The organism is Bacteroides sp. (assembly GCF_028690125.1).
In the GTDB taxonomy this organism is placed as follows: Bacteria; Bacteroidota; Bacteroidia; order Bacteroidales; family Bacteroidaceae; genus Bacteroides.
The window spans coordinates 54,224-79,713 of record NZ_JAQVBV010000018.1; the positions used below are offsets into that span (position 1 = coordinate 54,224).

Sequence of the window (25,490 nt, forward strand, 5' to 3'; positions counted from 1 at the left end):
GTTATTTATCACCTTTAAGTTCATTAATAACTTTCAATAGGTATTGACCATAGTGATTTTTAATCATCGGCTGTGCTAACTCACGCATCTGATGTTCATCTATCCAATTATTTCTGTATGCAATTGCCTCTAAACAAGCGACCTTTAAACCCTGACGCTTCTCGATGACTTCAATAAAAGTAGATGCCTCACTCAAAGAGTCGTGAGTTCCTGTGTCAAGCCACGCAAAACCACGTCCGAGTTTTTGCACTTTTAATTCACCATCGTTCAAAAACTCTTGATTGACTGTTGTAATCTCCAACTCCCCACGTGCCGAAGGTTTGATATTCTTTGCTACATTAACAACCTTATTAGGATAAAAGTATAAACCCACAACCGCATAATTAGATTTTGGAACAGAGGGTTTTTCTTCAATAGATAGACAGTTTCCCTCCTTGTCAAATTCTGCTACGCCATAACGCTCTGGATCTGAAACCCAATAGCCAAAAACAGTAGCCTTGCCATTATCTTCTACAGCTCGTACAGAATCGGTCAATGCTTTTGAAAAGCCACTGCCGTAGAATATATTGTCCCCCAATACCAGACAAACCGAATCTTCTCCAATAAATTTTTCTCCAATGATGAAGGCCTGTGCCAATCCATCTGGACTAGGTTGTTCAGCAAATGAAAAACTTACCCCATAATTAGAGCCATCTCCCAATAATCTTTTAAAAGAAGGCAAATCGTCTGGAGTGGATATAATCAAGATTTTCCTAATGCCAGCCAACATCAGAACCGATATTGGATAATAAATCATTGGTTTGTCATACACGGGAAGCATTTGTTTGCTTACGCCCTTTGTGATTGGGTACAATCTTGTACCTGAGCCCCCTGCCAATACTATTCCTTTCATATAAATATTTTTAATATCTAACTATTACAAATAACTTAGATCATTTACTTCTTTTTCCTTTAAGCACAATATTTCTAAACGCCTTCCAGAAGTATCTCCAGTCGGTAAGCATGGGATTCTTTAGGTAAACTTTTAAATAGCGAACTTCGCTCGCTTCTATCTCCTCTAACGTTTCAGGCATATCGGCATAAAATGGTGGGACTAATCCAGGTTTAGTTTTTACGCGTAATTGCTGTAACTCTGGCGAGTAAAGACCAAAATAGTGCTGACTGAGCGGACGTACACCCACCAGTTTTAAATCACCTTTCAACCAATTGATAAGCATTGGCAGTTCGTCAAACCAAGTTTTTCGTAAAAAATGACCAATCGGGCTCACTCTGTAATCGTCTTCTATTTTACCACCCTTGCTCAAATTGTTGCATTTATAGATGTAGGGTTGCAGATATTCCGAATAGGCGTGCATTGTCCGAAATTTGTAAACTCCGATGATTTTACCATTTTTCCCAACACGCCTAAGTCTGATAAGCATTCCATTAGATGGTTTATCGTCCCGTATCGGAGCTTTTACTTTGACTGCCAATATATGAAATTTACCATTCATAACGCTATCTTCTATCACCTCAAAACCAGCTCTATAAAACCTACCCAACACTTCCACCCGGGTCAAGGAGCGTCTTTCACCTTTTGTTAACCAGTAGTAGAAATACTTAAATACAGATATCTTCGGGGCAACCCGATGCCATAGATAATCAAAAAAATGTATTATATCTCTGATGACAATGGGGCATTGTTTCATTATCTTTTCTTTGCGAATACCGCTGGTAATGCAATGACAAGAGATAAAGCCGCCCTCTTGAAGACAGTAATTGGCATAAGAAAGCCCTGTATTAATATGACGTATTTTATTTAGAGGTAATGTATTTATTATTAGACTCACGTTACGTGTTTTATAACTGAGAATGTCCTCAGGGTTCGATGTTTCAACAATAATCGTCTTATTTGAAAATGAATCTCTGTTTTCTTTTATCCACGTAGTAAAATCCTTCTGTTTTTGAGTATTGTCTAACAGGAATTTAACATCTTTATTATCTATATCTGCGCTTACGGTTGCCCCACCATTAATCCCCAATAGTGTAAAATCCTCAAAAGTAGGTTCTTCATAGAAAAACGGTATTTTTCGATACACAATTTTCCTTACAGAATAATACAAAATCCACTCTAACAGTGTTATTATTACTACTGCAAGCAAAATAGAATAGTCATATCTGTATTCTGGGATAGTATATCGATAAGAGAAGAAAAGAACTACTCCTGTGAAGATATTAATTGTAAAAATCCCCGCTAAAGCATACCTTATTCGTTTATAATCTCCAAATTTAAGCTTTCCTGAAACACAACTGATAGCCACCCACAATAGAGCAGATAACACCAAGTAATACCAACGTGGAAAATCTCCAAAATAACGTGAAAACCAAAATGCAAACAGAGAAATCAGCAGATCAAAAAATATGATTATAAGCTCTCTGCGAGTAAATCGAACCATCGTATATTAGTTTATTTTAGAATAGCGTTGCACACTGCATTAATATCTTCGTCGCAGATATATGGATGCAATGGAAGAGCTAAAACAGTATCACATAAGCGAACAGTTGCTGGACAATCATTTTTACCCAAACTCTGGTAGGCAGTTTGCCGATGCATCGGGGTAGGATAATATACCATAGATGGAATGCCTTGCTCTTTTAGTTTCGCTTGAAGTACATCACGCTCCTCTTTAGAGGACAGCTGAATAGTATATTGTGCCCAACTGGAGCAGTATCCTTCGGGAATAAGCGGCGTCTTTACCTTTCCTTGAAGCTTTTCTGTGTATTTGGCCGCTGCTACATTTATATCTGCCAGTTCATACTCTTTAAACGCTTTAAATTTAACTTGCAGAATGGCAGCCTGAAGGGTGTCTAAACGTGAGTTCATTCCTATTCGTACATTGTCGTACTTAAATGCACCTTTGCCGTGTACACGGTATGAATCAGCCAAAGCAGCCCACTCATCGTTATCCGTAAATATAGCTCCACCATCACCATAACAACCCAATGGTTTAGCCGGGAAAAACGAAGTTGTTGATATGTCGCCAAAACTACACGCTCTCTCACCATCAATCATTCCTCCAAAACCCTGTGCACCATCTTCCAATATAAGAAGATGATACTTATCAGCAATTTTACGAATCTGAGGGTAAGCAGCAGGAAGACCAAATAGGTCTACCGTTATAATTATCTTGGGTATTAGTTTCCCCTCGTTAATAGTGTTCTCTATTTTACGCTCTAAATCCGTACAATCCATATTGAACGTATCTGTATCAACATCTACAAAGATAGGTGTAGCTCCCTCCAAAGAGACCACCTCTGCTGAAGCAAAAAAAGTAAAATCGGGAACAAAGACTGCATCTCCGGCTCCGACTCCCCATACTTTAAGAGCAAGTGTCAAAGCATCGGTTCCGTTGGCACACGAGAGGCAATGTTTCACTCCTACATATTCCGCCAACTCCGTTTCAAGCTCCTTAACAGGTTGTCCCATAATAAAGTTACTCGAACCGGCAACATCTACCATTGCTTGGTCTATATCTTTTTTCAGTACCTCGTACTGCCTTTGCAAATCTCTGAACTGCATCTGTGATACTATATTTGAGTTAATATTTCATTTTCCTTTTTATATATTCTGCCACACTTGCAAACCAATGTATCTGACAGGCGTTCACCACATTCACAGACCCAACCAATTTGTTTGGCCGGTACTCCTGCAACAAGGGCATAATCAGGAACATTTTTTGTAACTACTGCTCCCGCTGCGATTAGTGCAGAACGACCTACGGTATGCCCACAGACAACAGTAGAGTTAGCACCCAAAGAAGCACCCTCTTTAATCAGCGTTTTAGCGTATATTCCGTGAACAGGAAAGTCTGCACGAGGGGTTGTTACATTAGTAAATACGCACGATGGACCACAAAACACGTTATCCTCTATTTCAATACCTTCGTAGATTGAGACATTATTTTGTATCCGAACATTACTCCCAATCCTTACATTATTCCCAACATTGACATTTTGACCTAAAGAGCATTTCTTACCAAGTATAGCTCCAGTCTGAATATGGCAAAAGTGCCATATCTTTGTCCCTTCTCCAATAGATACATTATCATCAACATATGATGATTCGTGAACAAAATACTCCATACTACAAAAGTTCTATATTATCACGTTTTACTACCTTTGACATTACATTTTTAGTGTCGAAAATTGCAATTGCGTTTTGCTGTACAAATTCGTAATCGACCTTTGAGTGAGCGGATAAGACAATCACTAAATCAGAACTTTGAATTAAATCTGCGGTTAGCTCTATCTCGCCATTGTGTTTTTCTCCTTTGTATTTATACTCGGAAATATAAGGATCGTAGTATTTTACATTACACCCTTTTTCTTGCAATAACTCTATCACTCTCAATGCCGGTGATTCGCGATAATCATCTATATCCTGTTTATAACTAACCCCAAGAGCCAATATGTTTGCTCCATTCAGAGATTTCTGATAGCTATTAAGAATTTGAGAAGAGCGTTCCACGGTATATTCGGGCATTTTGTCATTCACCATCATAGACGATTCAATCATAGAGGTGTGGAAGCCGTATTCTCTTGCTTTCCAGCTCAGATAATAAGGGTCTAAAGGAATACAGTGACCACCTAATCCAGGACCAGGATAGAATGGTGTAAACCCAAAAGGTTTCGTCTTGGCAGCTTCGATAACCTCCCATAGGTTGATACCCATCTTATTACAAAGAATAGCCAACTCATTGATAAGACCTATGTTAATATTTCGGTATGTATTCTCCAATATTTTGGTCATTTCTGCCACAGCTGGAGACGACACTGAATGGACATTATCGTCCAATACGGTGGCATACATTGCAGAAATAACCTCTCTGGCATCTTCACCAATAGCACCAACAACTTTTGGTGTATTCTTAGTTTTATAAATAGCATTACCCGGATCTACTCGTTCAGGAGAAAAGCCTAAATAAAAATCCTCTCCGCATTTCAACTTTGAACCATTCTCAAGAATCGGTTTTATCAATTCTTCGGTTGTTCCCGGATAAGTCGTTGATTCAAGAACAACCATAGTGCCTTTAGTAATATGTTTTGCAATTGCTTCGACTGAGCTTTTAACATAACTTAAATCAGGTTGTTGATGAGTATCTAATGGGGTGGGAACACATATAGCAACAAAGTCCACATCTTTGATAAAAGAAAAATCGGTGGTTGCAGAGAGTAACCCTTGTTCAACCATAGCCTTAAGATCTCTATCTACGACATCGCCAATATAGTTTTCTCCTTTATTAACTTTGTTGACCTTTTCAGCTTGTACATCAAAGCCAATCGTTTTAAATCCGGCTTTCGATTTTTCTACGGCCAGAGGTAAACCTACATATCCCAAACCAACTACGCCGACAACGATTTTCTTATCAGCAATCTTTTTCAGTAAAATTTCTTTCATTTTTATGATTTTAATACATTATACATCAATTCTATCGGATGATATGCATCTCTTCCAGTGCCATCCTTTATCTGATGCCGACAACTGGTTCCGGGTGCTGAAATTAGGTAGTCGTCACTCTTGCGTATTTCGGGGAAAAGAGTTGTCTCGCCTATTTGCATAGACAAATCATAATGTTCTTTTTCGTAACCAAAAGAACCTGCCATACCACAACAGCCGGAAGGGACTACCTCTACACTATAATTTTCAGGCAGAGACAACATCACTCGCGATGGTTCGATGGATGCCAGTGATTTTTGGTGGCAATGTCCGTGTAATTTTATCTTTGCCGTATCTCCCTTAAATTGAGAAATTGTAATGTTTCCTTTATCAATTTCTCCAACTATAAATTCATCGTATAGAAGCACGTGCTTTGATAATAAAATAGCCGTTTCCTTTAGATTTGAATCCACTAAATCAATATATTCATCTCTGAAAGAGAGTAGCGATGACGGCTCAATTCCAACAAGAGGAGTTTCTTCTGATATAATATCTTTGAGCAGGTTGATATTTGTTTCTGCTCGTTTTTTTGCCTGTTTTAACAATCCTTTTGACAATGCGGCTCTTCCGCTTTCAGTGTGCTTTGGAATCTCAACTTGATAACCCAATCCATTTAACAACTTAATAAATGCTATCCCTATTTCTACATCCATATGGTTAGTAAATTCATCAGCAAAGAGATACAAACTTCCTTTGGGGTTTTCTAACTTTCTATAATTTCTCTTATACCATTGTCGAAGTGTCGTTTTATACAATTGGGGTATCGAACGCCTTTGAGTAAAGCCAATACTCTGTTTCAACAAAGATGATAGACACTTATTTTTTGCTACTGTATTGTATAGTTGGGGTATTCTTGAAAAGATATGATGTATCTTAGCTATGTTTGCAACGAGGTTTATTCTTAATGGGATATGATGCTTGTCGTAATAATGTTGTAGAAACTCAGCCTTGTATCGGGTCATATCAACATTTGAGGGGCATTCACTTTTACAGCCTTTGCAACTAATACAACCATCAAGTATCTCTATTACATCTTTATTACTGAAAAAATCGTCATCTTTAGAGTTCAACATAGATTCACGAAGCACGTTAGCTCTGGCACGAGTTGCGTATCTCTCCTCTTTGATAGCTCTGAACGTAGGACACATCACCCCCGCAAAAAGTTCAGATTTACGACAATCGCCCGACCCGTTACACTGTTCAATGGCTCTTATGTAACCTCCCTGTTTTGTGTAGTCGAAATAAGTTTTACCCTTTAAAGTAGCCTCTTCGTAGCGAAGATTTTCATCCATTGGTGGAGTATCAACTATTTTACCTTTATTGAATATATTCTGACTATCACAAACTTGCTTAATATCTCGCATTAAAGAATAGACTTTTTCACCAACCAGTAATGGAATAAATTCTCCTCTTAATCTGCCATCTCCGTGTTCACCACTAATGCTTCCTCGGTATTTTTTAACCAACAAAGTACAATTCTTTGCTACTTTTCTAAACAAGGCTTTGTCATTGGGGTTTTTGAGGTTAAGAATGGGTCGCAAGTGTAACTCTCCGGTACTTATATGAGCGTGGTACACACAACTTAGTCCAAAGCCTTCCATCATAGTCCTAAAATCAGCCATATATTCAGGTAGTAGAGCTGGAATAACAGCTGTATCTTCAACAACCGATACTGGTTTTGCATCTCCCACCATTCCTGATAATAAGCCAAGTCCAGCTTTTCTTAACGCCCATACTTTAGAGACATCATTTCCAAATATTACAGGGTAGTGATAACCCATACCATTCGATTGTAAGTCTGCTATTAATTTATTGCATTTTTGTTTGAGTTCTAATTCATTGTTATCCAAAAATTCGACAACTAAAACTGCAACAGGGTCACCATTAATAAATTGTCTGTTTTTGCTTTGTGATATATTTTGTTTGCTTAACTCAAGTATCTTTCCATCTATTAGTTCGACTGCCACGGGGAGATGTTTAAGAGCAACTAAATTAGCTCTGAAAGATTCCTCAAAAGAATTACAATGCATAGCCACAACTGCCTTATAAGCAGGGGGTAGTGGTTCCAGGTTCAACTTAAGTTCTGTTATTATAGCCAATGTTCCTTCAGAACCTGCTAAAAGTTTACAGAGATTAAAATCCTCTTTAATTTCATCATCAAAATAGGATGTGTAAAGCAACTCATCTAATGCGTAGCCTGTATTTCGTCTTGTTAATGTTCTGTCAGGATAGTTTTCGATTATCTCTTTCTGATTTTGCTCATCAGATAGTATAGAAATGATTTTTCTATAAATATCACCCTCGAGCGTTGTGAGTTGGCACTTAGCTTCAACCTCATCTCGGGTTAAAGACTTTAACAGAGCTTTGCTGCCGTCACTCAGTATAACCGTTGCCTCTAAAAGATGTTTTCTGGTGTTTCCATAAACCAATGAGTGTGAGCCACAAGAGTTGTTGCCGACCATACCACCGACACAACATCTATTTGATGTTGATGTTTCCGGAGCGAAAAACAAATCGTATGGCTTACAATATAAATTTAATTCATCAAGGACAACTCCCGGTTCTACGCGTACCCAACGCTCCTCCTTGTTAATATCTATTATGTGGTTCAGATATCTGGATGTATCGACAACCAATCCATCACCTACAACCTGACCAGCAAGTGATGTTCCTGCAGTACGGGGTATTATAGACACTCCCTTTGCTCTTGCCAAAGATACAAGTCGCTTTATATCTTCAGAATTTTTGGGATACGCAACTCCAATCGGCATCTCTTTGTATGCAGATGCATCGGTTGCATACATAATCTTATGGACGGAGTCAAAATATAGGTCTCCGTCAATCTTCATATCTACCATCCGAATGGATGCTTAATTAATGGTAATTTTGCCAATGGGTGATAATCTCCCTTTAATCCGATAGGAGTTGAATTTCGGATGTTTGACACAATCTGTATACATCTTTTCGCCTCAGAAATTCTAAAACCGTCACCATTTAAGATATGCTTATAACTTTTGGTGTGAAGCTCGGTAAACCCTTCGCTAAACTCAAACTCATCACCATCAATCATAATTGTACGATATGTTTTTTTCTCTCCATTCACAGCATTGTCAGGAAGATGCTCAGAGTTAATGCTGAGAAAATATCTCACACGTGCCTTTTCAAGCTCTAAGTATCCAGCAACTCTATCGTGCGACATAACGTGAACGATATTCTCTTTAACATCGCCAAAAATCCAAGTAAGCATATCGTAGAAGTGGACACCTATATTTGTTGCCACTCCACCACTTTTGTGAATATCTCCTTTCCAAGAAGTGTAGTACCAATTTCCACGAGAAGTAATGTAGGTTAAATCTACATCATAGATTTTATCTTTGGGTCCTTCATCAATCTTCTTTTTAAGCGCGATGATTGAATCGTGAAGGCGGAGTTGTAATATGTTGTATGCTTTACAACCCGTTTCACGCTCTACATCCATTAGCGCATCTATATTATATGGATTGAGGACTACCGGTTTTTCACAAATAACATTTGCGCCAATACGCAAACCATAGCGTATAAATGCATCATGTGTATAATTAGGTGTACATATTGACACCCAGTCAATGTTGTTTTCTGTATTTCTAATCTTGCTACAATATCTGTCGAATTGTTCGTTTTCAGTAAAGAAAGAGCATTCAGGAAAGAAGCTATCCATAATACCTACACTATCAAACTTATCATAAGCCGCAATAAGTTTATTACCAGTATCCTTAATTGCCCTTAAATGTCTTGGAGCAATGTATCCACCAGCTCCGATTAATACAAAATTTTTCATTGATTTATTTTTTTTATTCACTATGATAATTTATCTAAATCTGTAATCTAAATTTAATTACTCCACCGAATCACACACTCTCCTGTCGAAGCAAATTTATTGTTTCGCTAAATTTATTCGTCACCCTACGATGCCAAGAATAGTACTTAGTAGTGTAAATCTTTATATAGACAAGTTCTTTATAATTCAGATAGTTGCGACAGAAAATGTGAGTTTTACCATAGTTGTGTAATTCATCATCAGGTACACTCGCAACCACTACCGAAAAAGGGTATGAAGGGTGATTAATAACTAAAATTTCGCACTTGGGGAAAATTTGTCTGAGCATATATGCTGATTTCTCAAATGCTGTCCAATACCCACCAACCCAATATAGACAAATGCGTGTTTCATTCTTGTGTTCCTTGCGGATAATATCCAATAGTTTAGACTCCATTAATCGCATCAGTTGCTTCCACGAAGGTTCACTTGCGGTTTGATTGTATTCCATCTATTTGTGCGCAGTTACAATATTCTATATAAATTCTATCATATCTGTATTTACCTCCACACCTACTGAAAAGAATTCCGGTAATTGAACCAGTAAGCGTTTAACTTTTGACCCACGAACAGAGAGCAAAAATCCCTCATAACCATTGAGTTTACCACTAATTATGCGAATTTTATGTCTGCACATTTCTGGAGTTATTTCTTCTGTGAGATAGTACTTTGGATTATCTGATGCATTGACAGCTTGAATAAATCGCTCCATATCGGTCTCATTAACTATCATAGGCTTGCGATATTCGCCACCCTTACAGTAGCGGTATTGAATTGTAGGTATTTTTTGGACTATTGGGTCAATAACTTCCCGTGAATCGTGTACAAAAAGGAGATCCTGTATAAATGGTACTTTTTCACGTACTTGTTTCCCATTATTGTCTTTTAGACACCATTTCATAGGTGTGAATACCTCGATGTGTTTTTCATTAAACTGTTTGTAAGCCGGTTTTTTGGCATTAGTACGTTTTAGATCACGCATTACATACCAACATATCCTTTTGCTCTCTTCCTTTGATGCCATATTTCGATTAAGGGCAATGTTTCTAATCCTGCAAGACTGTAAAGTTATTACATATCAAGCAGTTATAGCTAACTATCGTAAAAGTTGGGAACTGGTATTCCCCATTATTATTCCATTTTTTGATTTTCATCATAACAAATTTTACTTGCCAATAGCAAGATCTCTGCAGGACTTATTTTTCGAGTCTAAATCCGATATTTCTCTATAAGAGAAGTATTTACGACGCAAAGATATATATATTTCACAAATTGAGGTATAAAAAGGACATAATTTTTTCAAAATTATTCGTTTAAAGAAAATTAGTTTGATTAATGTTGAGCATTTCATGGTTAGTGTAAATTTGTAATAACCTGAATATTAAATATATATGTATATATAAAGGGTTATATACTTCTCTTATAAAGAGAACAAATTTTTAACTTGACAAATTTTAAAACAAAATTTGGTGTAATTCTATTATTTCCAACTATTTATCAGCTATATATAATATTGCACTAAATACTTATCATTAGCGTATTTTTGCATTAGGCTCCTTTACCTGAAACTTGGAAGTGATAGTTTTGATAGACTTGTTTTACTGTTTCTCTTATCATAGAAACTTCATCAAATTTACAAGTAGCATATGCAAAAGCCGTAAAGTATGACATACGGAGTTTAATGTACATCTTACTTTACGGTGTTATAATCCTATTTAGACCCCTCCTATAATAATGATTTAAGAATAATGCTATTTGCCTTATCCACAATTGAGGTGTCCAGTGTGGCGAGATATATACTTGTGGTGTTTTCAGAATCGTACCCCATTGCCTCGCTAATTGTAGAAATAGGTATATTTTTGCTCTTTGCAATGTTCGCCCAAGCATGACGGGCAACATAGCTTGTCAAAGGGATAGGAGAATCCAATTGTTCTCCTATTATTTTCAGTTTGGCATTTATCAAATGAGAGGCATTTCTATACAACCTTCTTGAATCAGTTTTCATATTTCGTATAATGGGAAGCAGATAAGGTGTCGACGAGGTATCATACTTGCCTACAATCTCTTGCGTCCGTGTTTTCCGTTTGATAAAGAGTTGTTGATTGGTCTTTTGACAATGATAAGATAAAATGCCGTTACGAATATCACTTTTCTTCAAATATACCATATCTATCAACGACATTCATCGGGTATAAAATGAAAACATAAATATATCACGACCGAGACAACCCCTTTTATTATTTTCATTTATCAATAACTATTGGTAGAAAACCATCTGTGCAACTGACGGCAGATTTTCATTCATCACCCGCTCACAAGTAAAATTCCACAAAACTTTGCCATCATTAAAATCCGATACCAACCAGTTAAAAGAAGCATCACTAAAATATCCTGTACCACAAAAAAGAACTCGTACAGTTTGCTTATTATGAGTATCGCCCACTTCGCATCTGATCCGGAAAGACCAATTGTCTTTATTATACAAAGAGGGATTCAGTTCGATACCCGTTTGTATTAGACTTCCGGAATAGACATCCTTTGACAGCCGTTGATCTGATATATCTAACAAAGATTTTACCTGATTATTTGCCGAACCTGAAAAACCGATATGAGTCAGCTCGACAGGAGCATCTTCATTTACTTTTTCTATAATGATCTCATGGTCCGTACTCATTACAACAAAATCTACAACCTGAGAAGATATAGCGTGCACTATTTGTGCATTAAGCATACTCAAATTGTCTTTATATCTCGATGCATTAAGAGGATTAACAGCATTCAGTTCATCCAAATCTGAGTTTGTAATATAAGACAGTAGCGTACTTTTCTTGTTCGGATTAATGTAGTATTCTTGAGTCGGTTCATTAATCTCTACAAACTTTTTCAATACATTAAGGTCGGATTGGTAAGAATGACCTTTATCCACCGAATCTTCAATAACAAAACTGTCATTACATCCACATATCAAAATGGAAAGAAACAGAATGCCTAATCCCAGAAATTTCAGATTCTTCATAATTATATAAGGTATAAGTTATTTATATAAATCGTTTAGTAGTTGTAACAGCAAAAATAAGACAAAGCCAACAGAAAATCCTTGATCAAATTCAAGGAAACAATTAATACCTTATAATATAAAGATTATTAACAAATAACTCCTGCCCTTATGAAACCAATCATAAAATGGCAGGAGCTAACTTTGTTAAATGACTGAAAGTCCGTATTCATAAGCATCCATCATGGAACTATATTCTTCATCAGAGTATTTTCCCTTATCTCTGGCTTTCTTCATGTCTTTCATAAACGACTCTACAGTAGAAAGAAAATCCTGATAAGTTTTCATCTCTTTATCATAACCACTAACATCCGGAAGTTTTTTAGCAGCCTCCAATTGTTTCTTCAATTCTGCCATTTTCAAGTCGATCCGTGCACCGTCCATCACGTGTTTACGACTATACAAGTTCATTATACTTTGTACCGTAGCAGACATCTTACGCATAGCCATTATTTGATCTTTCAACGGTTCCTCAGCCAACAATTCCTTCTCTGATTGCTCTACAAAAGGAGACAAAGTGTCAAAAATCAATTGTTTATACTCTGACAATTGTATACTCAACCGATAATTCTCATCCAAAAGCCGGTTGGTTTTTGCTGTATCATTTTCCTGGCGATAAGTCAGAAACTTATTGAAATTAGCATAGAACTGGTTACGTACCCCGAACAGTCCGGCATAAGTCTGCTCCAGATGCTGACGGATTTCTTCACTAAAATAGTCACCCGGATGCATCAGTTCTGCCGAATCTTTTGCGGAGAGTTCCGGAGGCGCAATTGGAGTAACCTCAGGAACTTTTCCGGTTTGTTCCATATAGCCCAGCACTGCATTAATATTTTTTGCATTAGCTATATGCTTTAATACACTAAGTGACGTATGATAATAATTAATCACTTTACTCGCGTTATCCAATTCTTCTGCATTCACTGCCGAAGTGTCCTGCTTCTTGTTTCCTCCCGAACAAGAAACCAATAGGAAAGCACCCAATAGTGTTCCCAAAAACAAAAATTTCTTTCTCATAATGTTTTCTTTACTAAGTTGTAGATAGAATGATTCGTTTATAGCAAGCCATAGTAATAACTTACTTTTTACTATAACAAAAGAAATTGATTTTTGCTGATTAATAATTTATAAAACATAAAATAAAAGTTCCATTATCAGAAAAAAGATCGTCATTTATTCTTTTGCAACCAACAAACAATGCGGGTTTTACTACTGTTATCATCCATATATTCATCAAAAACAAAATCGATATGGAACAATCATTTCAAAAAGGAGTAATACTCCATTTAACTTCTCTCATCGAATATTCAGAGGGAGGCATCATTAGCAAACAGTTAGTCAAAAGCCCGTCAGGGAATATTACCTTATTCTCTTTCGGTAAAGGAGAAGGATTAAGCGAACACCGTGCCCCGTTCGACGCACTCATACAAGTATTGGAAGGTACAGCGAACGTCGTTCTCAATGGCACACCTTTTACAGTAAAGGCCGGAGAAAGCATTATACTTCCGGCAAATGTGCCTCATGCTCTCACAGCCATTGAGAGATTCAAGATGTTATTAACGATGATTATGGAATAAACAATCTAAGAGGTATAAAAACAAAAAATGGCTACTCATCACGAGCAACCAATCTTTTATTAACCTTAAATCTAATACTTATGAAAAAAACACTATACAAAGATACCAAATTGAATATAAATAGCAAATTTCAAGACCTGAAACAGCAATATTATAACACGGTTTAAAGGTATCCGAAGCGAATTAACTATTCACACTTTTCAATTTAACATTTAACATATTCGTTCACAATTCAGCCTACCCTTATTTATTTCGAAAGAATTGACCTTCTCCTAATTATTTTGTTTCACTCTGTCACTATATTGCCACAAACATTGAAAGTATGGATATAGGTAATTATAAAAGTTGCCTCAACGGATGCATCTATTGTTATGCGATCAAGGGTAAATACAATAATGTAGAATATAATATGCAGAAGCACGATAGAAATTCGCCTCTGCTCATAGGCCGTCTATCAGAAAATGATATAGTAAAAAAGAGGGAAATGCTAAGTTTACGAAATGATTGGTTCTCACTTTTTTAAAGGCATAAAAAAAGGCTATCTATCCCAGACAGCCAATCTTTGTTAACCTTAAATCTAATACTATGAAAAACACATTGCAAAGATACGCACTTTTGACTTATCTCCAAATTTTTCAAGAAAAACGGGACATCTTATAACATGGTTTAATAGAATCGTAAACAGATTAACAGATAATCAAGTTATCATTAACATTTTGAAATTTTCTTAAACACATTAGTATTCAAATAAAAAGAGCTGCAAAAGTTTACGAACTGACTTTTGAATCGTATTAAAGAGTTTTTAAGGGAAATAATATATTTACAGGCTATTTGTTCTTGATAGAAGATATGCATGGCCAATGCCTTATTCACCCCCCAAAAAAGTGAGTGAAGTAATTATTGGGAATTAGGTATCAGTTTTGACCAACAAAAACTAACTTTACAGCGTTTTCTATCCTAAAGAACGAACCAATGATTGTAAGAACACTACTAGATACAGATCTTTATAAGTTTACCACTTCGTATGCTTATATAAAACTGTTTCCATCTGCTATGGGAACCTTTAGTTTCAATGACAGAAACGAGACAATATATACCGAAGAGTTTTTGAAAACACTCAGAATGGAAGTCAAGAACCTGAATCAATTGAGACTTACGGATGAAGAATTGGAATACATGACTCGTAACTGCCGTTTTCTTCCAAGAGTTTATTGGGAATGGTTATCTTCTTTCCGCTTCGATCCTGACAAAATAAAAATTCATCTGGACGAAGCGCATCATCTGCGCATTGAAGTAAGTGACTTTCTCTATAAAGTCACTTTATATGAAGTGCCTTTACTTGCCATTGTTTCCGAAATCAAAAACCAATTTTCGGGGAATGTAGCTGATATGGATACTATCCTTTGCAAATTGTCCGAAAAAGTAGAATTATCCAATCAAAATCAGCTTCGCTTTTCTGAGTTTGGCACACGCAGAAGGTTTTCTACAGAAGTACAGGAGACAGTTATCAAGAAGCTGAATGAAACAGCAAAATATTGTACCGGTACTTCCAACTGCTATTTCGCAATGAAATATGGCATAAAAATGATGGGAACGCATCCTCATGAATGGTTCATGTTTCATGGTGCACAATTCGGATATAAGCACGCCAATTATATGGCACTTGAAAATTGGGTGAATGTGTACGATGGAGATTTGGGTATTGCTTTATCCGATACATATACTTCCGGCATTTTTCTCAGTAACATTAGCCGCAAACAAGCCAAACTATTTGATGGAGTACGCTGTGATTCAGGTGATGAATTTAAATTCATCGACAAACTAGTGGCACGCTACAAAGAGTTAGGCATTGATTCAACTACCAAAACAATTGTTTTCAGCAATGCTCTCGATTTTAGCAAAGCATTAGAGATTCAGGAATATTGCCGGAATAAAATCCGCTGTTCTTTTGGAATCGGTACTAATCTCACAAATGACACAGGTTTCAAACCTTCTAATATTGTGATGAAGCTGACTCAATGTAAGATGAATGCGAATCAAGAATGGAGAGAATGTATTAAACTATCGGATGATCCGGGAAAACATACGGGTAGCCCAGAAGAGGTACAAGCCTGTTTGTATGAACTGAGATTAACAGGCTTATAATAACGTTGCACATATCTTTCGTAAATTCTCCAGACGAGCCATTACTTTCAGCCAAAGTCACTACCCGCTTCACCTAATTTCTTACTACTTGAGGTTGAAAACGATGTTTCTTACATTACATATGCCTTCATAGTAAAGTTCTGAAAGATAATTTTTTCAAACTCAACAACCATTACTTCAATTATTATGATATTAGGAATATAGCAATTCTTTTATAAATACACTGAAATAGTGGATATGATAGAATCTTCCATCATTATTGTATATCTGGAGTATAGGCATAAAAAAAGGAGCAACGCCTTGCTCCAACCTTTGTTAACCTTAAATCTAATACTATGAAAAACACATTGCAAAGATACGCACTTTTGACATATCTCCAAATTTTCCAAATAAAAAAGTATGTTTTATAACACGATTTAAAACTTTCGGGATAAAACATACTCTTTTATTAATATTTTTTCAAGACTTAAACTGTTTGACAGCTCTTTCCAACCTTTCTAAAGTAAGTTCACCGGATTGTCTCCAAAGCTGTTCTCCTTTTCTGAAAAGAATAAACGTAGGGGTACCCTCAATAGTATAAAAATTAGCAAGGTCACTTTCTTGGTCCACATCCACCTGTACTACCTCAAGTATTCCTTCCATCTCTTTTTTAAACTCATTTACCAGAGGATGCATACGTTGGCAATGAGGACACCACGTTGCATAAAATTCAGCCATTACCCAATCATCACCAGCTAGTTTTTCTGCGTTTCTCGAATCACGAGCCATTTTCTTTTCTTTCATACTGTTTCTCCTTTTAATTAATTGTTGGAAATTTCAACAATACCAAAGAAGGAAAGTTTAATGGATAAACATTAATATACACAGATTTAGTTCTATTGTAATATCTGACCAATCTTCTAAGTTCCACAGGGAAATACTCTACTGAATTTTCCAACATATTTTCCAATGAATCCAAAGAAGAAAAATGGCTATTCAAGTCATTGAAATCAGTGTTATCTTCTTTTATCCCATACCTCTTCTCACGCCCCTTAATTGCACAAAGAAGAAACTTTCGTGCAAAAAAGGAACACTCTATTCAGTATTTATTTATCTTTGCGCCCGATTTGGTTCAGAATCCGTATCCAACGGACGAAGATTAAAAGGGAATCGGGTGTAAATCCCGTACAGTCCCGCTGCTGTGAAGCTCTATCAATATCTTATGAATGAACTTATTCATGCCACTAATGGTCATTATCCATTGGGAAGGCCCCATAAGATAGGAGTCAGTCAGAAGACCTGCCATCGATGTAAACGTTATTCTCCCTCGTGGGTTAGGAGGAATAATATCATTTGTTAAGCTACAAAATCAAAAAAAATACTGTGTTTTCATTGAGTGGATTGTATCCGCAAAATGGGAAGGCATAAATATGTATGTACTTAATTGAGTAAAAGTATGATAAAAAGAATCTTAGTAGCCAATCGCGGTGAAATTGCCGTGAGAGTGATGCGCTCCTGCCGGGAGATGGAAATAACGAGTATCGCTATATTCTCTGAGGCAGACCGAACTGCAAAGCACGTACTTTATGCAGACGAAGCTTATTGCGTAGGTCCGGCATCATCTAAAGAAAGTTATCTGAATATAGAAAAAATTATCGAAGTGGCAAAAGCTTGCCATGCAGATGCCATCCACCCCGGATATGGTTTCCTATCCGAAAATGCTACCTTCGCCCGGCGTTGCCAGGAAGAAGGTATTATTTTTATCGGTCCAAATCCTGAAACAATGGAAGCTATGGGGGATAAAATCTCTGCCCGCATCAAAATGATGGAAGCCGGAGTGCCTGTAGTGCCCGGCACACAAGATAACTTGAAAAGTGTGGAAGAAGCCGTAGAACTTTGTAATCAAATTGGTTACCCCGTCATGTTGAAGGCTTCTATGGGCGGAGGAGGAAAAGGTATGCGTCTCATCCATAGCGTCGAAGGAGTGGAAGAGGCTTATACGACTGCCAAAAGCGAATCTCTCTCTTCTTTCGGCGATGATACTGTTTATCTCGAAAAGTTTGTTGAAGAGCCTCACCACATTGAGTTTCAGATTTTGGGCGATAAACATGGGAATGTGATTCACCTTTGCGAACGTGAATGTTCTGTTCAACGCCGTAACCAGAAAATTGTTGAGGAGACTCCTTCGGTGTTCGTTACTCCGGAACTGCGGAAAGATATGGGTGAGAAGGCAGTGGCTGCTGCTAAAGCAGTCAATTACATCGGTGCGGGGACTATCGAATTTCTTGTAGACAAGCACCGCAACTACTATTTCCTCGAAATGAATACCCGTCTGCAAGTAGAACACCCGATCACGGAAGAAGTAATTGGAGTGGACTTAGTGAAAGAACAGATTAAAGTAGCGGACGGACAGGTACTTCGCTTGAAACAGGAAGATATCCAACAACGTGGCCACGCCATTGAATGTCGTATCTGTGCCGAAGATACGGAAATGAATTTTATGCCGAGTCCGGGAATCATCAAGCAAATTACAGAACCTAACGGTATTGGGGTACGTATTGACAGCTATGTTTACGAAGGATACGAAATTCCGATTTACTATGACCCGATGATCGGTAAACTGATTGTGTGGGCTACCAACCGGCAATATGCCATCGAACGTATGCGTCGCGTACTCCATGAATATAAACTCACAGGAGTAAAGAACAATATCAGTTATCTACGTGCTATCATGAACACTCCCGATTTTGTGGAAGGTCACTATGATACCGGTTTCATTGCCAAGAACGGTGAATACCTCAGACAATGTATTATGCGTACCAGTGAACGTGCCGAGAATATTGCACTGATTGCCGCCTACATGGATTATTTGATGAATCTTGAGGAGAACAACAGTGGCTTGGCTGCCGACAACCGTCCTATCAGTAAATGGAAAGAGTTCGGATTGCATAAGGGCGTACTTCGTATTTAATAAAAAAGCATTCAAATTATGGATATTCATATAGGAGACCGCATCGCTGAGGTAGAGCTGGTCAGCAAAGAAGATAATAAGGTAGTACTTACCATTGACGGAAAACCAGTTGAAGCAGACGTGGTCATGGCAGAAAACGGAAATTGCAATATTTTGATGGATGGTCACAGTGCAAATGCGCAGCTGATCCGCCGTGAAAACGGAAAGAGTTATAAAGTCAATACACACTATAGCAGCTTCAATGTCGAAATCGTAGACAGTCAGGCTAAATATCTACGTATGCGCAAGAAAGGAGAGGAAGAGCAGAATGACTGCATTACTTCTCCAATGCCGGGCAAAATCGTAAAAATCCCCGTGACGGCAGGTCAGGAGATGAAAGCCGGAGACACTGTTATTGTCATAGAGGCCATGAAGATGCAAAGCAATTATAAAGTAACTTCGGATTGCCGTATCAAAGAAATCCTGGTTCAGGAGGGGGACAACATCACCGGTGACCAGACATTAATAACATTAGAACCAATTGAATAATGGAAAATATAAATAAAGCATACGCCACGTTCGAGGAACGTGACCGCATCGCTTCACTCGGAGGAGGCGTTGATAAAATTGAAAAGCAGCACGAAAGTGGAAAGATGACCGCACGTGAACGTATCAATATGTTGCTCGACAAGGGTACATTTGTTGAACTGGACAAACTCATGGTCCATCGTTGCACTAACTATGGCATGGATAAGAATAAGATTCCCGGAGATGGTATTGTATCCGGTTATGGAAAGGTCGACGGTCGCCAGGTATTTATTTATGCCTATGACTTTACTGTATATGGTGGTTCATTATCGGCTTCCAATGCTAAGAAGATTGTAAAAGTTCAGCAGTTGGCACTGAAAAACGGTGCTCCGATCATTGCACTAAACGATTCGGGGGGTGCTCGTATCCAGGAAGGAATCGAAAGCCTCTCCGGTTATGCAGACATCTTCTACCAGAACACGATGGCCAGCGGTGTAATTCCACAAATCTCCGCCATCCTCGGTCCATGTGCCGGAGGTGCTTGCTACTCTCCTGCCCTGACTGATTTCATCTTTATGGTAAAAGAAAAAAGTCATATGTTTGTAACCGGCCCGGACGTAGTGAAGACGGTTATTCATGAGGAGGTGAGCAAAGAAGAGTTAGGTGGAGCCATGACACACAGTACTAAAAGTGGTGTTACTCATTTTATGTGCAACACCGAAGAAGAACTGCTGATGAGCATTCGCGAACTGCTATCTTTCTTGCCACAAAACAATATGGATGAAGCCAGAAAGCTGAGTTGCACAGATGAAATTAATCGTGAAGATGTGACTATGGATACTATCATCCCGGCTGATCCGAATGTTCCATATGATATGAAAGATATTATCGAACGAGTAGTAGACAATGGTTATTTCTTCGAAGTAATGACTAACTTTGCTAAGAATATAATCATCGGTTTTTCTCGTCTGGCCGGTCGTTCGGTAGGAATCGTCGCCAACCAACCTGCTTATCTTGCAGGTGTGCTCGATATTGACGCCAGCGATAAAGCAAGCCGTTTTATTCGTTTTTGCGATTGTTTCAACATTCCGTTAATCACATTCGAAGATGTTCCCGGATTCCTTCCCGGATATACCCAAGAAAACAATGGTATCATCCGCCACGGAGCAAAAATCGTTTATGCCTTTGCCGAAGCAACAGTGCCCAAACTAACAGTGATCACCCGTAAAGCCTATGGCGGTGCTTACATCGTAATGAATTCCAAACAAACAGGAGCAGACGTAAACTTCGCTTATCCAAGCGCAGAGATTGCTGTAATGGGTGCGGATGGTGCTATCAACATCTTGTTCCGCAAAGCAGACGCCGAAACAAAGGCTAAAGAACTTGAGGATTACAAAGCTAAATTCGCGACTCCCTATCAAGCTGCTGAACTCGGATTCATTGATGAAATCATCTATCCGAGACAAACTCGCAAACGCTTGATTCAAGCTTTAGAAATGACAGAAAACAAAATGCAAACGAATCCACCAAAGAAACACGGTAATATGCCGTTATAAATTGGAACGTTGAGTATCAGCCAATATAATATCAAGGCACGGATGAAGCGAATTTCACATTTCTCATAAAAAGAAATGTATTTATTCGTAGAATCCGTGCCTTGATATCATACATCGTATAAAAACAATTAGAGCAAAAAAACTCACGGCAGACTTTTAAAAGTATAATTGAAAAAGCAAACATCAATATTACCCTAAAATAAAATATGTAATTAATAGGGAAAATAAATGATACTTTTTTATCTTTGTCCAAACGATAAAAAAGTCCGTACTATGCCTACCAAACGCTTCTTCGTCCCTGATGACATTATTCGTCCTGCTCGCCCGGATGAAAACACCAATTTACGACTATTACAATACGTCAATTCAACCACGCAAGAGAATTATGATGCTTTCCTGACGCATTTTGCCATGGTCTATATTCTTTCCGGAGTCAAACAGATCAAAGTAGCACAGAATAAGTTTCAGATTCAACCGGGAGAGCTTTTTCTTATACCACGCGGGGAATATGTTATGTCGGAATATATCATGGGAGAAAATGGTTTTCAAAGCCTGATGATTTTCTTTAGCAAAAAAGTAGCACAGGACTTGATAGAACAAATCAGCGGATACCTTTCCAAGCATATGAGTGATGTTAGCCGAATGAAGAAAGAAGCCATCAAAATCATCCCACACAACCCGGATATCGAGAAAATATTTTCTGCCATAGCAGCATACAGCAATGGAGAAAGCCCTTTTATCTGCGAACTTCTCAAACTAAAATTCACTGAATTGATTTATCTGTTACTGGACAGTCCTTATCAACGGCTCATTCTCTCTTTTTTATTGGATGCGGCACGAGGTGAAAATCCGTCCATATCTTCTGTTATCGAAAGTAATCTTTACTCTTCTGCTACGCTCAACGAACTAGCCATACTTTCAGGAAGAAGTCTGTCAAGTTTCAAACGTGAGTTCTCCCTGCAATATGGCGAACCACCACACGGTTGGATACGGAAAAAGAAACTGGAACGCGCTGCCTATCTGCTCAATACCTCCGACAAAACTATCGAAGAGATAGCTGAAACCAGCGGATTCGTTAGCAGTCCTCACTTTGCCAGGTTATTCAAAGAGTACTATCAATTTACTCCTTCTGAATATAGAGCCAAACAGACAAAAAGCTGAACCATTTAGATAAGAATCATTTTGTACTTTCTGCATACCTTTGCAAATAATAAACAGCAAAAATGACGGCTTTATGAGAATGTACAAAATAATCTATTTACTTATTCTGGTGATTTGCTTCCCAGCCATCAGTTGTCAGAACAACTCCAAGCAGAAGAGTAATGAAAGTGCAGAAAACCAACATTCCGTAATCAATGAAAATATTCGTTTCTGCGAAAGTACGTATCCTTATAAAGAAGGTATACTGATCGGTAATTTCGGCACAGAACAGTTGAATCCTCTTAATGACGAAGGCAAAGGATATATCAGCTACTATAAAGACGGAGTAACAAACATATTCATTGCCAGCGATGGAAATCTCTCGGCTCCAAAAGGTATGTATATCAAAGATAACTATCTTTTCATATGCGATGTCAATAAAATAGTTATTTATAACATCAGTATATTGGGAGATCCTCAAATCATTACCTTCCCCGAAGATGATTTATTTATCAACGACTTAGTAGCCAATGAGAATACATTATATGCATCTGTCACCAATACCGGACGAATCTATCAGATAGACATTACCGATCCGGCAAATCTGAACGATGCTACCCCTGTAAAATGGGTAGACATCACGGGGCCGAACGGATTGATTATTAATAATGGGGCCATGTATATCGCTTCTTATCCTGCTGACGGTAATACGACAGAAGCAAACGTCATTTATGAAATTACTGATTTCGCCAATCCTGTTCCAGCGAAATTCATTACGATATCCGGCCAGTACGATGGTATAGCCATGTCTTGCGATCAGAAGACAATGTATATCACTAATTGGTCGCCTGCCGGAATCAGTGCTATCGATATGAAAACCAAACAAATCACTCCATTCACCATAAAAGAGAACTTGGCAGGACCTGCTGACATCACCGTAATAGATGAAACTATGTACATTCCCGACTTGCCTAATAGCCGGGTGATCATTCAACCACTATAGCACCCATAAACAAAACGTAAGCATATAATGAGTTGATTTCAATCTTATTATAAAGCATTTACCTCTGCAACAATTAGCAGAGGTAATTTTTTATTTTGAACTACTGTGCAAAAGCCATTCTTTATTTCTAATGATTAGTCACAAAGATTGGCTGCCTGGGATAGACAGCCAATCTTTGTGAACCTTAAATCTAATACTATGAAAAACCCAATATAAACTTGCATACCAATCTTTACTTGAAAAGAAAGCGAACCTAAGTTAAAAATTTGAAGAGGAGAGTCTATATTTAAAGAAATCTCCAGACAAGAGTACTGACCTAAAGAAAGGAACTATATGGCCAATTTTTAAATCGTACATGAGTTTCTACGTCACCGATTTGATGCTAAAGTTCACCGGAAACAGGTGATAAATAAGTAATGCCGGATGCAGATAACGAGAACAAACTGTGCTCTTTGAAGGTGTAACCGTTTTTTTATACCCTCTTTCCCTTATTCTCAACCCCTCCTTAACATTTCTCCTGTAAACATTTGGCTACCACAATGAAATGTACTATTTTTACCATCAATTAATAGAAATATACAAAAGTAAGCAATGTATGAATATATAATTCATAAAGGTACAGGGTCAGTAACTTCCGCCAACGGCTACAATTATCAAGAAGAAAAGATGAATTTTTCTTCTAAATTTATGCCCGAAAATTTGGTAGTTTCTGAATTTATTATAGGCACACACCGCCTATTATACAATAGGTTCTCTCGCTTAATATATCTAAAAAACAATCAAATACAATACATTTCTGCAAAAAGATTCATCTTTTTTTGGCGGAGTTTTCGCATTTAACCCCACCCAATGGACAAAATAGAATCTTATATAGTTGCCGGACACGGCTTCCGCGTCATCATCCCGGAGGGCGAGCACCTGTGGCGGGACATTGCCCCCGCTTACTCCCCGTTTGCTGCTCCATTAACCGGGCAACCACTTTTTGAGGTGACGGTAACCGATTCCATTCCTCCCGAAGACGCATCCCTCATTCTGAGAGACTCTAATCCCAGAGAAGAAGAAGCCAAGTTAGATGTTTGGCGCACCGCTCAGGGCTATCTGTTCGCTATGCGCACTCCTTTCACTGACAGGCAGAACTGCCAACTGCACATCAGCGATGATTTCCGTACCGCCCGGGTCACCCTGTCGGGTAACCGTCTGGAACGTTTTTACGGACTGAACAGTGCCCTGATGCTCGCTTTCCTTCTTGCCACTGCCCAGTTAGACACGGTCTTGATGCACGCTTCTGCCGTGGTGAAGGACGAAAAAGCCTACCTGTTCCTCGGACGCAGCGGTACGGGCAAGAGCACCCACAGCCGCTTGTGGCTGCAAGCCATTGCCGGAACAACTCTGTTGAACGACGACCACCCGATCCTGCGTATTGACGCACAGGGGAGTGTCATTGCCTACGGCAGCCCGTGGAGCGGGAAAACACCCTGCTACCACAACGCGAGCGCCCCGGTGGGCGGCATTGTACGAATCAGGCGGGCCACGGAAAACCGCATCCGCCGCCTTTCGCCCATTGAGTCCTACGCCTCGCTACTGCCTGGCAGTTCGGGTATGCTCTGGCAGAAAGAACTGGCAGACTGCAAAGACAACACCTTGCAAAAGATAATCACCGGCGTCGCCTGCTGGACACTGGAATGCCTGCCCGATGAAGCGGCGGCGCTTCTTTGCGCTTCGACAGCCGGAAAGGAGGAACCATGCAACGGATAGTGCTGCCCAACGATGTGCTTCTGCCCGAAGTCACCCGCCTGCTCGAAGCGGGCGAAACCGTCACCATGAAAGTGAAAGGAAACAGTATGCTGCCTTTTATCACAGGCGGGCGCGACAGCGTTGTGCTCCGCCGGGCAGTTACCCTGCACACAGGCGACATCGTACTAGCACGGCTGGACGACGGACGTTATGTACTCCACCGTATCACCGCTATTCGGGGTGAATGGTTCACGCTGATGGGTGACGGCAATCTTTACGGCACGGAGACGTGTATGCGGCACTCCATTGCCGGACAAGCCATCCGAGTGATAAAAGGCAGCAGGACGATAGACTGCACCTTGCCCACCCAACTGCGGAAGGCGAAACTGTGGAAAGTACTGCTACCCATCAGGAGATACCTGCTAGCTATCTACAAACGGGCATTCTGACATAAAGACATAAAAACAAAATAAGAAAACAAATAAACATAC

At 38.7% G+C, this 25,490-nt stretch carries 21 protein-coding genes, 2 pseudogenes and 1 riboswitch; of the genes and pseudogenes, 10 read left to right on the forward strand and 13 right to left on the reverse strand.

Annotated features, from left to right (window positions below; genetic code table 11):
• Nucleotide 1 precedes the first annotated feature (1 nt).
• The 12 genes and pseudogenes from rfbA to PHO71_RS12995 form a co-directional block, all read right to left on the reverse strand.
• Nucleotides 2–892: a glucose-1-phosphate thymidylyltransferase RfbA gene (rfbA, locus tag PHO71_RS12940; protein WP_300203869.1), complete on the reverse strand. Its 891-nt coding sequence runs from the start codon at nt 890–892 to the stop codon at nt 2–4.
• 40 nt (nt 893–932) lie between these two features.
• A complete protein-coding gene (locus PHO71_RS12945) occupies nt 933–2,435 on the reverse strand; it encodes a sugar transferase (RefSeq protein ID WP_300203870.1) in 1,503 nt (500 codons plus the stop codon).
• Nucleotides 2,436–2,446: 11 nt separating this feature from the next.
• A complete protein-coding gene (locus PHO71_RS12950) occupies nt 2,447–3,559 on the reverse strand; it encodes a DegT/DnrJ/EryC1/StrS aminotransferase family protein (RefSeq protein WP_300203871.1) in 1,113 nt (370 codons plus the stop codon).
• A gap of 8 nt (nt 3,560–3,567) precedes the next feature.
• Nucleotides 3,568–4,122, reverse strand: a complete 555-nt coding sequence (locus PHO71_RS12955; protein WP_300203873.1) for an acyltransferase — start codon at nt 4,120–4,122, stop codon at nt 3,568–3,570.
• 1 nt (nt 4,123) lies between these two features.
• Complete coding sequence (locus tag PHO71_RS12960; protein ID WP_300203875.1) at nt 4,124–5,437, reverse strand: nucleotide sugar dehydrogenase; 1,314 nt, start codon at nt 5,435–5,437, stop codon at nt 4,124–4,126.
• Between the two features lie 2 nt (nt 5,438–5,439).
• Nucleotides 5,440–8,334 (reverse strand): FAD-binding and (Fe-S)-binding domain-containing protein, encoded by a 2,895-nt coding sequence (locus PHO71_RS12965; RefSeq protein ID WP_300203877.1) that lies wholly within the window; start codon nt 8,332–8,334, stop codon nt 5,440–5,442.
• A complete protein-coding gene (locus PHO71_RS12970) occupies nt 8,328–9,293 on the reverse strand; it encodes a Gfo/Idh/MocA family oxidoreductase (RefSeq protein ID WP_300203879.1) in 966 nt (321 codons plus the stop codon). Before PHO71_RS12970 ends, PHO71_RS12965 begins: the two co-directional genes overlap by 7 nt.
• Nucleotides 9,294–9,363: 70 nt before the next feature.
• Nucleotides 9,364–9,783 carry a hypothetical protein gene (locus tag PHO71_RS12975; protein ID WP_300203881.1) on the reverse strand — a complete coding sequence of 140 codons (420 nt, stop codon included), beginning with the start codon at nt 9,781–9,783 and terminating at the stop codon, nt 9,364–9,366.
• Nucleotides 9,784–9,807: 24 nt separating this feature from the next.
• Nucleotides 9,808–10,356: a UpxY family transcription antiterminator gene (locus PHO71_RS12980; RefSeq protein WP_300203883.1), complete on the reverse strand. Its 549-nt coding sequence runs from the start codon at nt 10,354–10,356 to the stop codon at nt 9,808–9,810.
• A gap of 702 nt (nt 10,357–11,058) precedes the next feature.
• Nucleotides 11,059–11,550 (reverse strand): annotated as a pseudogene (locus PHO71_RS12985) (site-specific integrase); the annotation flags it as partial.
• A gap of 39 nt (nt 11,551–11,589) precedes the next feature.
• A complete protein-coding gene (locus PHO71_RS12990; RefSeq protein ID WP_300203885.1) occupies nt 11,590–12,348 on the reverse strand; it encodes a hypothetical protein in 759 nt (252 codons plus the stop codon).
• Nucleotides 12,349–12,534: 186 nt separating this feature from the next.
• A complete protein-coding gene (locus PHO71_RS12995) occupies nt 12,535–13,404 on the reverse strand; it encodes a hypothetical protein (protein ID WP_300203887.1) in 870 nt (289 codons plus the stop codon).
• Between the two features lie 233 nt (nt 13,405–13,637).
• Here PHO71_RS12995 and PHO71_RS13000 point away from each other — a divergent pair, with 233 nt between their 5' ends.
• The 3 genes and pseudogenes from PHO71_RS13000 to pncB all read left to right on the forward strand — a co-directional run bounded on the left by PHO71_RS13000 (nt 13,638) and on the right by pncB (nt 16,109).
• Nucleotides 13,638–13,964 carry a cupin domain-containing protein gene (locus PHO71_RS13000; RefSeq protein ID WP_300203889.1) on the forward strand — a complete coding sequence of 109 codons (327 nt, stop codon included), beginning with the start codon at nt 13,638–13,640 and terminating at the stop codon, nt 13,962–13,964.
• A gap of 313 nt (nt 13,965–14,277) precedes the next feature.
• Nucleotides 14,278–14,487, forward strand: a pseudogene (locus tag PHO71_RS26220) (hypothetical protein); the annotation flags it as partial.
• Nucleotides 14,488–14,936: 449 nt separating this feature from the next.
• Complete coding sequence (pncB, locus tag PHO71_RS13005) at nt 14,937–16,109, forward strand: nicotinate phosphoribosyltransferase (protein ID WP_300203892.1); 1,173 nt, start codon at nt 14,937–14,939, stop codon at nt 16,107–16,109.
• A 459-nt stretch (nt 16,110–16,568) separates the two neighbouring features.
• Here the strand turns inward: pncB and PHO71_RS13010 are convergent, their stop codons facing one another.
• Nucleotides 16,569–16,892, reverse strand: coding sequence for a co-chaperone YbbN (locus PHO71_RS13010; protein WP_300203895.1), 324 nt, complete (start codon nt 16,890–16,892; stop codon nt 16,569–16,571).
• 307 nt (nt 16,893–17,199) lie between these two features.
• A riboswitch (cobalamin riboswitch) is annotated at nt 17,200–17,410 on the forward strand.
• A gap of 134 nt (nt 17,411–17,544) precedes the next feature.
• Between PHO71_RS13010 and accC the strand changes: the two genes are divergently transcribed.
• From accC to PHO71_RS13045, 7 genes are all read left to right on the forward strand, one after another.
• A complete protein-coding gene (gene accC, locus PHO71_RS13015; RefSeq protein ID WP_300203897.1) occupies nt 17,545–19,059 on the forward strand; it encodes an acetyl-CoA carboxylase biotin carboxylase subunit in 1,515 nt (504 codons plus the stop codon).
• 18 nt (nt 19,060–19,077) lie between these two features.
• Complete coding sequence (locus PHO71_RS13020; RefSeq protein WP_300203900.1) at nt 19,078–19,587, forward strand: acetyl-CoA carboxylase biotin carboxyl carrier protein subunit; 510 nt, start codon at nt 19,078–19,080, stop codon at nt 19,585–19,587.
• Entirely contained in the window at nt 19,587–21,122 is a 1,536-nt protein-coding gene (locus tag PHO71_RS13025) for an acyl-CoA carboxylase subunit beta (protein WP_300203902.1), read from the forward strand. Before PHO71_RS13020 ends, PHO71_RS13025 begins: the two co-directional genes overlap by 1 nt.
• 228 nt (nt 21,123–21,350) lie before the next feature.
• Entirely contained in the window at nt 21,351–22,283 is a 933-nt protein-coding gene (locus tag PHO71_RS13030) for an AraC family transcriptional regulator (RefSeq protein WP_300203905.1), read from the forward strand.
• A 73-nt stretch (nt 22,284–22,356) separates the two neighbouring features.
• The gene (locus tag PHO71_RS13035) at nt 22,357–23,265 is read left to right on the forward strand and encodes a hypothetical protein (RefSeq protein ID WP_300203908.1); all 909 of its coding nucleotides are present in this window, start codon (nt 22,357–22,359) and stop codon (nt 23,263–23,265) included.
• An 849-nt stretch (nt 23,266–24,114) separates the two neighbouring features.
• On the forward strand, nt 24,115–25,020 hold the full coding sequence (locus PHO71_RS13040) for a hypothetical protein (RefSeq protein ID WP_300203910.1): 906 nt from the start codon (nt 24,115–24,117) through the stop codon (nt 25,018–25,020).
• The gene (locus PHO71_RS13045; protein ID WP_300203912.1) at nt 25,008–25,448 is read left to right on the forward strand and encodes a S24/S26 family peptidase; all 441 of its coding nucleotides are present in this window, start codon (nt 25,008–25,010) and stop codon (nt 25,446–25,448) included. Before PHO71_RS13040 ends, PHO71_RS13045 begins: the two co-directional genes overlap by 13 nt.
• The last annotated feature ends 42 nt before the right edge of the window (nt 25,449–25,490 follow it).